We start from the raw sequence: 7,010 nt of genomic DNA on the forward strand, positions 1-7,010 counted from the left end.
TTGCCCCCATCGCGATGGAAGAAGGTCTGCGCTTTGCCATCCGCGAAGGCGGCCGCACGGTGGGCGCCGGCGTGGTGTCCAAGATCATCGAGTGAAGGACGCCAGCATGACCAAGCAAAAAATCCGTATCCGCCTCAAGGCGTTCGACTACAAGTTGATCGATGCCTCGGCGGCGCAAATCGTGGACACCGCCAAGCGCACCGGCGCGATCGTGCGCGGCCCCGTGCCGCTGCCCACGCGCATGAAGCGCTTTGACATCCTGCGCTCGCCGCACGTCAACAAGACCAGCCGCGACCAGTTCGAGATTCGCACCCACCAGCGTCTGATGGACATCGTCGATCCGACCGACAAGACGGTGGACGCGCTGATGAAGCTCGACCTGCCCGCCGGCGTGGACGTCGAGATCAAGCTGCAGTGAGTCCCGACGGTCAAGCGCCGGGCGCCGCCAGGCCGCGCGACGCTTGACACGATGCGAGCCCTCAAGGTACACTTGAGGGCTTCGCTTTTTGGCGAAGTGCTTGTGTTTGTGGCGTGCGTCACGCACAGGTCCGTTGCGCAACCGGGCGAACGCCAGCCTTTGCTGGGCAGGCTGACGCCCCATCAGACCCGGCCAATTGCAGTCGGGAATCGGAGAAAACAATGAGTCTGAGCAACTCTTTGGGGTTGTTGGGCCGCAAGGTGGGCATGATGCGTCTGTTCACCGATGAGGGCGACATGGTGCCCGTCACGGTGGTGGACGTGTCCAACAACCGCGTGGTCCAGGTCAAGACCCAGGCCAACGACGGCTACGACGCCGTCCAGGTGGCTTTCGGCAAGCGGCGCGCCTCGCGCGTGACCAAGCCGATGGCCGGTCACTACGCCAAGGCCGGCGTCGAAGCCGGTGAAATCCTGCGCGAATTTCGCGTCAGCACCGAAGTCGCGGCCAAGTTTGCGCCCGGCGCCGTCATCCCCGTCACCGAACTGTTCCAGCCCGGCCAAAAGGTCGACGTGCAAGGCACCAGCATCGGTAAGGGCTACGCCGGCACCATCAAGCGCCACAACTTCGGCTCGCAGCGTGCCTCGCACGGCAACAGCCGCTCGCACAACGTGCCGGGTTCGATCTCGATGGCGCAGGATCCGGGCCGTGTCTTCCCGGGCAAGCGCATGACCGGCCACATGGGCGACGAGACCGTCACCGTGCAAAACCTCGACGTCGTGCGTGTCGACGCCGAGCGCCAGCTGCTGCTCATCAAGGGTGCCGTGCCCGGCGCCAAGGGTGGCTTCGTGACCGTCCGTCCGGCCGTCAAGGCCGCCAAGTAAGGAGCGATTCGCATGCAAGTCGAACTCCTCAACGACCAAGGTCAGGCCACCGCCACCGTCGAGGTGCCCGAGACCGTCTTTGGCCGCGATTACAACGAAGCGCTGGTGCACCAGCTGGTGGTGGCCTACCAGGCCAACGCCCGCCAAGGCACCCGTGCGCAAAAGGACCGTGGCGCCGTCAAGCACACGACCAAGAAGCCCTTCCGCCAAAAAGGCACCGGCAACGCCCGTGCCGGTATGAGCTCGTCGCCGCTGTGGCGCGGGGGCGGCAAGATCTTCCCCAGCAGCCCCAACGAAAACTTCACGCAAAAGCTCAACAAGAAGATGTACCGCGCCGGCATGGCGTCGATCTTGTCGCAGCTGGTGCGTGAGGGTCGGCTGTCGGTGGTCGATTCGATCAAGGTCGAAGCGCCCAAGACCAAGCTGCTGGCCAGCAAGCTCAAGGCGATGAACCTCAGCTCGGCGTTGATCATCGCCGACGAGATCGACGAAAACCTGTACCTGGCGTCGCGCAACCTGCCCAACGTGCTGGTGGTCGAGCCGCGTCACGCCGATCCGGTGTCGCTGGTGCACTTCAAGAAGGTGCTCGTCACCAAGGGTGCGCTGGACAAGATCAAGGAGATGTTCGCATGAGCCAGCGTAAATTCGACGAAGGCCGTCTGATGCAGGTGCTGGTGGCGCCGATCATCTCGGAAAAGGCCACCCGCGTCGGCGAGGCCGCCAACACCTACCTGTTCAAGGTGCTGCGCGACGCCGAAAAGCCCGAGATCAAGGCGGCGGTGGAGCTGCTGTTCAACGTCAAGGTCAAGGACGTCAACGTCCTCAACCAAAAGGGCAAGGTCAAGCGCTTTGGCAAGACCGTGGGTCGTCGCGACCACGTGCGCAAGGCCTATGTGACGCTGGCCGAAGGCCAGGAAATCCAGTTCGGTGCTGAGGGGGCCTGACCATCATGGCAGTCATCAAGATGAAGCCGACCTCGCCGGGCCGTCGCGGCATGGTGAAGGTCACGCGCGAAAACCTCTACAAGGGCCCCGGCTACGCCCCGTTGCTGGAGCCGCTCAAGAAGACGTCCGGCCGCAACAACAACGGCCACATCACGGTGCGCCACAAGGGCGGCGGTGCCAAGCACCACTACCGCATCGTGGACTTCCGTCGCGACAAGGACAACATTCCGGCCAAGGTGGAGCGCCTGGAGTACGACCCCAACCGCACCGCGCACATCGCGCTGGTGTGCTACGCCGACGGCGAGCGTCGCTACGTCATCGCGCCGCGCGGCCTGGAGGTGGGGCAAACCATCGTCAGCGGCCCGGAGTCGCCGATTCGCGTCGGCAACACGCTGCCGATCCGCAACATCCCCGTGGGTTCGACGATCCACTGCATCGAGCTCAAGCCGGGCAAGGGCGCGCAGCTGGCGCGTTCGGCCGGCACCTCGGCGGTGCTGCTGGCGCGTGAGGGCGTGTACGCCCAGGTGCGCCTGCGCTCGGGCGAAGTGCGCAAGGTGCACGTGGACTGCCGCGCCACCATCGGCGAAGTGTCCAACCCCGAGCACAGCCTGCGCCAGATCGGCAAGGCCGGCGTCAAGCGCCACATGGGCATCCGCCCGACGGTGCGTGGCGTGGCGATGAACCCGATCGACCACCCGCACGGTGGTGGTGAGGGCCGCACCGGTACCGGTCAGCCGCCGCGCGATCCGTGGGGCAACCTGACCAAGGGTTACCGCACCCGCCGCAACCGCCGCACGCAAAACATGATCGTGTCGCGCCGCAAGAAGTAAGGGGTCCGCAGCCATGTCCCGTTCACTGAAAAAAGGTCCGTTCGTCGACCATCACCTGATGGCCAAGGTCGAAAAGGCCCAGGCCAGCAAGGACAAAAAACCCATCAAGACCTGGTCGCGGCGCTCCACGATCCTGCCCGAGTTCATCGGTCTGACGATCGCCGTGCACAACGGCCGCCAGCACGTGCCGGTGTACATCACCGAGCAGATGGTGGGTCACAAGCTGGGCGAGTTTTCGCTGACGCGCACCTTCAAGGGCCACCCCGGCGACAAGAAAGCCAAGAAGTAAGGATTGATCATGGAAACCCGCTGTATCGTTCGCGGCGTGCGCCTGTCGGCCCAGAAGGGCCGGCTGGTGGCCGACCTGATTCGCGGCAAGAAAGTGGACCAGGCGCTCAACATCCTGGCTTTCACGCCGAAGAAGGCCTCCGGCATCATCCGCAAGGCGCTGCTGTCCGCCATCGCCAACGCCGAGCACAACGACGGTGCCGACATCGACGAGCTGAAGGTCAAGACCATCCACGTCGAGCAAGGCACGACGCTCAAGCGCTTCACCGCGCGCGCCAAGGGTCGCGGCAACCGCATCAGCAAGCCGACCTGCCACATCTACGTGACCGTGGGCAACTGACGAGGAAAGGAAGACCATGGGGCAGAAAATCCATCCTACGGGCTTTCGCCTGTCGGTGACCCGCAACTGGGCCAGCCGTTGGTACGCCAACAACCGTGACTTCGCCGGCATGCTGGCCGACGACATCAAGGTGCGTGAGTACCTGCGCAGCAAGCTCAAAAACGCGGCGGTGTCGCGCATCGTCATCGAGCGTCCGGCCAAAAACGCCCGCATCACCATTTACTCGGCGCGCCCGGGCGTGGTGATCGGCAAGAAGGGCGAGGACATCGAGCGTCTGAAGAAGGACCTGGCGGCGATGCTGGGCGTGCCGGTGGCCGTCAACATCGAGGAAATCCGCAAGCCCGAGGTTGATGCGCAGCTGATCGCCGACAGCATCACCCAGCAGCTCGAAAAGCGCATCATGTTCCGCCGCGCGATGAAGCGCGCGATGCAAAACGCGATGCGCCTTGGGGCCCAGGGTGTCAAGATCATGTCGTCGGGCCGCTTGAACGGCATCGAAATCGCGCGCACCGAGTGGTACCGCGAAGGCCGTGTGCCGCTGCACACGCTGCGCGCCGACATCGACTACGGCACCTCGGTGGCCAAGACGACCTACGGCACCATCGGTGTCAAAGTCTGGGTCTACAAGGGTGACACGCTGGGCCGCAACGACGTGCCGTCGCTGGACAGCACGCCGCGCCCCGCCGACGAAGAACGCCGCAGCCGCGGTCCGCGCCGTGACGGCGCGCGCAGCGGCCGCGGTGGCAATGCCCGCCGCGGTGGCAGCAACGCTGCACCGGCCGACGGCTCCGACAAGCCGGCCGAGGCCACCGCCACGGGCGCCGTTAAGCGCGTTCGTACCGACGCACCCGCACCTGCAGCTGCGGACGGCCAAGGAGTTTGATCATGTTGCAACCCGCTCGTCGCAAATTCCGCAAAGAGCACAAGGGCCGCAACACCGGGGTGGCCACCAGTGGCACCACCGTCGTGTTCGGCGACTACGGCCTCAAGGCCACCGACCGCGGCCGCCTGACGGCGCGCCAGATCGAGGCGGCGCGGCGCGCCATTTCGCGCCACGTCAAGCGCGGTGGGCGTATCTGGATCCGGGTGTTTCCGGACAAGCCCATCACGCAAAAGCCCGCCGAAGTCCGTATGGGCAACGGCAAGGGTAACGTCGAGTACTACGTGGCCGAGATCCAGCCGGGCAAGGTGCTGTACGAAATCGTCGGCGTGCCCGAGCAACTGGCGCGCGAGGCCTTCGCGCTGGCGGCGGCCAAGCTGCCGCTGCGCACCACGTTCGTCACCCGCATGCTGGGCCAGTAAGGCAAGGAGTCACCGATGAAAGCTGCTGAACTGCGCCAAAAAGACGTGACCGCGTTGCAGGCCGAGATCAAGTCGCTGCAAAAAGCGCACTTCAACCTGCGCATGCAAAAGGCCACGCAACAGCTGGCCAACACCGCCGCGCTGCGCCAGACGCGCCGTGCCATCGCTCGCGCCAAGACCATCCTGGCCGAGAAGGTCGCCGCTGGCCAGTAAGGAGAGACCACCATGACGCAAGGCAAAATCAAGCGTACCCTGATCGGCAAGGTGGTCAGCGACAAGCGCGCCAAGACCATCACCGTGCTCGTCGAGCGCCGGGTCAAGCACCCGCTGTACGACAAAATCGTCATCAAGTCGAGCAAGTACCACGCGCACGACGAAAACGGCGAGTACAAGCTGGGCGACATCGTCGAAATCACGGAAAGCCGCCCGCTGTCCAAGACCAAGAACTGGGTGGCCACCCGCCTGGTGCAAAAGGCCTCCGCCGTCTGACGGTGGGCCCGCTTGGGCCGGCAAGCCCCGACGTCTTGTCGGGGCAAAAGGGACGACCGACAATGGCCGTCCCTTTTGTTTTTTCGAGGAGCGAGCGATGATCCAAGTCGGTGACACCCTGCCCGACGTCACGGTGATGGAGTATTGCGAAACCGAGGGGCCCGGCTGCAGCATCGGCCCCAACCCGGTGCGCGTGCGCGAGGCCGCCGCCGGCAAGACGGTGGCGCTGTTCGCGGTGCCGGGGGCGTACACGCCCACGTGCTCGGCCAAGCACCTGCCTGGCTACCTGCAACGCTACGACGAGCTGCGTGCCGCCGGCGTCGATGAAATCTGGTGCGTCAGCGTCAACGACGCCTTCGTGATGCACGCCTGGGGCCGCGACCAGGGCGTGGGTGGCAAGATTCGCATGCTGGCCGACGGCAGCGCCGACTTGGCCAAGGCCACGGGCTTGACGCTGGACCTGACCGCGCGGGGGCTGGGGCTGCGCAGCAACCGCTACTCGATGCTGGTGGTCGATGGTGTCGTGCGCACGCTCAACGTCGAGGCGCCGGGAGCGTTCGAGGTCAGCGACGCCGACACGCTGCTGGCGCAAGCGCGTCAGCTCAAAGCTCCAGCTTAAGGTAGTGCGCGCCGGGCAGCGGGTTGTGGTAGTAGGGGGGGATTTCCTCGAACCCGAGCTCGTGGTACAGGGCGCGCGCCGCCTCCATCTCGTGCAGCGTGTCCAGCAGCATGCGGTCGTAGCCGCCCTGCTGCGCCAGCATGATCACGTGTTCGGCCAACTGGCGGCCCAACCCAAAGCCACGGAAGGCACGCCGCACGAACAGCCGCTTCATCTCACAGGCGTTGCCGTGGTCGCTCTCGAACAGCGGCCGCAGCGCACAGCAACCGGCTGGCTCGCCCCCCACACGCGCCAGCACCAGCGCCCCCAACGGCGGGGCGTAGGCGCCAGGCAACGTCGCCAGCTCTTCGGCGAACCCCTGAAAGCACAGGTCGATGCCGATGTCGTCCTGGTACTCCAAAAACAGCGTGCGGATCGCGTCCAGGTCGTGCGGCGTGCTGGCCAGGCTGAGTTCGATGTCCAAGGCGGCATCCCCGTCACCGCCGGGCGGGGCGTGGGCGTCGTCGTCCATGCGCCAATGATACGACGCGGCTGGCGAGGGCGAAAAGCGCCGCCAGGCGTCACGCGCCGCGCGTCGCCCACCCCACGATCTGCCTGCGCGTGCGGCTGAACTCCACGCCGACTTCGATCACACGCTGGATGCCCGGCGCGCCGCGGTGCTTGGCCGCGTAGTCCTTGGCCTGCAGCTGCCGCAGCGCCTCGCCTGTGCCCTGGTCGCCCTCCACGACCTTGAACTCGAACACCCACGCGGTGCCGGCGTGCTTGACCGTGAGGTCGCACTGGCCTTCGTTGCTGACGTCTTCAGCGATGATCTCCACCCCGAGGCTGGCCAAGTGGCTGTAGCAGACGCTGGCAAAGTAGCCCTCGTACTGCGCGATCGGGTTGGCACGGTACCAGTC

The 7,010-nt window shown here is 65.6% G+C and carries 15 protein-coding genes; 13 read left to right on the forward strand and 2 right to left on the reverse strand.

What is annotated here, in order from left to right; all coding sequences use genetic code 11:
* The 13 genes from EDC36_RS12970 to EDC36_RS13030 form a co-directional block, all read left to right on the forward strand.
* On the forward strand, positions 1-95 hold a 95-nt coding region (locus EDC36_RS12970), incomplete at its 5' end, for an EF-Tu C-terminal domain-related protein (RefSeq protein WP_217641567.1).
* Positions 96-106: 11 nt separating this feature from the next.
* Positions 107-418 carry a 30S ribosomal protein S10 gene (rpsJ, locus tag EDC36_RS12975; RefSeq protein WP_132963689.1) on the forward strand — a complete coding sequence of 104 codons (312 nt, stop codon included), beginning with the start codon at positions 107-109 and terminating at the stop codon, positions 416-418.
* Between the two features lie 221 nt (positions 419-639).
* Positions 640-1,299 carry a 50S ribosomal protein L3 gene (rplC, locus tag EDC36_RS12980; RefSeq protein ID WP_132963690.1) on the forward strand — a complete coding sequence of 220 codons (660 nt, stop codon included), beginning with the start codon at positions 640-642 and terminating at the stop codon, positions 1,297-1,299.
* 12 nt (positions 1,300-1,311) lie between these two features.
* Positions 1,312-1,932 carry a 50S ribosomal protein L4 gene (gene rplD / locus EDC36_RS12985; protein ID WP_132963691.1) on the forward strand — a complete coding sequence of 207 codons (621 nt, stop codon included), beginning with the start codon at positions 1,312-1,314 and terminating at the stop codon, positions 1,930-1,932.
* On the forward strand, positions 1,929-2,243 hold the full coding sequence (gene rplW / locus EDC36_RS12990) for a 50S ribosomal protein L23 (protein ID WP_132963692.1): 315 nt from the start codon (positions 1,929-1,931) through the stop codon (positions 2,241-2,243). The genes rplD and rplW overlap by 4 nt, the downstream gene beginning before the upstream one ends.
* A 5-nt stretch (positions 2,244-2,248) precedes the next feature.
* The gene (gene rplB, locus EDC36_RS12995) at positions 2,249-3,073 is read left to right on the forward strand and encodes a 50S ribosomal protein L2 (RefSeq protein ID WP_132963693.1); all 825 of its coding nucleotides are present in this window, start codon (positions 2,249-2,251) and stop codon (positions 3,071-3,073) included.
* 13 nt (positions 3,074-3,086) lie between these two features.
* Complete coding sequence (rpsS, locus tag EDC36_RS13000) at positions 3,087-3,362, forward strand: 30S ribosomal protein S19 (protein WP_132963694.1); 276 nt, start codon at positions 3,087-3,089, stop codon at positions 3,360-3,362.
* 6 nt (positions 3,363-3,368) lie between these two features.
* Positions 3,369-3,701 carry a 50S ribosomal protein L22 gene (rplV, locus tag EDC36_RS13005; RefSeq protein ID WP_185969633.1) on the forward strand — a complete coding sequence of 111 codons (333 nt, stop codon included), beginning with the start codon at positions 3,369-3,371 and terminating at the stop codon, positions 3,699-3,701.
* Positions 3,702-3,717: 16 nt separating this feature from the next.
* Entirely contained in the window at positions 3,718-4,584 is an 867-nt protein-coding gene (gene rpsC / locus EDC36_RS13010; RefSeq protein WP_132963696.1) for a 30S ribosomal protein S3, read from the forward strand.
* 2 nt (positions 4,585-4,586) lie between these two features.
* Positions 4,587-5,003, forward strand: coding sequence for a 50S ribosomal protein L16 (gene rplP / locus EDC36_RS13015; RefSeq protein ID WP_132963697.1), 417 nt, complete (start codon positions 4,587-4,589; stop codon positions 5,001-5,003).
* Positions 5,004-5,018: 15 nt separating this feature from the next.
* Positions 5,019-5,216: a 50S ribosomal protein L29 gene (gene rpmC / locus EDC36_RS13020; protein ID WP_132963698.1), complete on the forward strand. Its 198-nt coding sequence runs from the start codon at positions 5,019-5,021 to the stop codon at positions 5,214-5,216.
* Positions 5,217-5,228: 12 nt separating this feature from the next.
* Positions 5,229-5,492: a 30S ribosomal protein S17 gene (rpsQ, locus tag EDC36_RS13025; protein ID WP_132963699.1), complete on the forward strand. Its 264-nt coding sequence runs from the start codon at positions 5,229-5,231 to the stop codon at positions 5,490-5,492.
* A gap of 97 nt (positions 5,493-5,589) precedes the next feature.
* On the forward strand, positions 5,590-6,111 hold the full coding sequence (locus EDC36_RS13030) for a peroxiredoxin (RefSeq protein ID WP_132963700.1): 522 nt from the start codon (positions 5,590-5,592) through the stop codon (positions 6,109-6,111).
* Here EDC36_RS13030 and EDC36_RS13035 read toward each other — a convergent pair.
* Together EDC36_RS13035 and EDC36_RS13040 are read right to left on the reverse strand one after the other, a co-directional pair.
* Positions 6,095-6,622, reverse strand: coding sequence for a GNAT family N-acetyltransferase (locus EDC36_RS13035; protein WP_132963701.1), 528 nt, complete (start codon positions 6,620-6,622; stop codon positions 6,095-6,097). The genes EDC36_RS13030 and EDC36_RS13035 overlap by 17 nt on opposite strands.
* 49 nt (positions 6,623-6,671) lie before the next feature.
* Positions 6,672-7,010 (reverse strand): PD-(D/E)XK nuclease domain-containing protein (locus tag EDC36_RS13040; protein WP_207895089.1); only part of this gene is annotated, 339 nt, incomplete at its 5' end.

The organism is Tepidimonas ignava (assembly GCF_004342625.1).
Taxonomy (GTDB): domain Bacteria; phylum Pseudomonadota; class Gammaproteobacteria; order Burkholderiales; family Burkholderiaceae_C; genus Tepidimonas; species Tepidimonas ignava.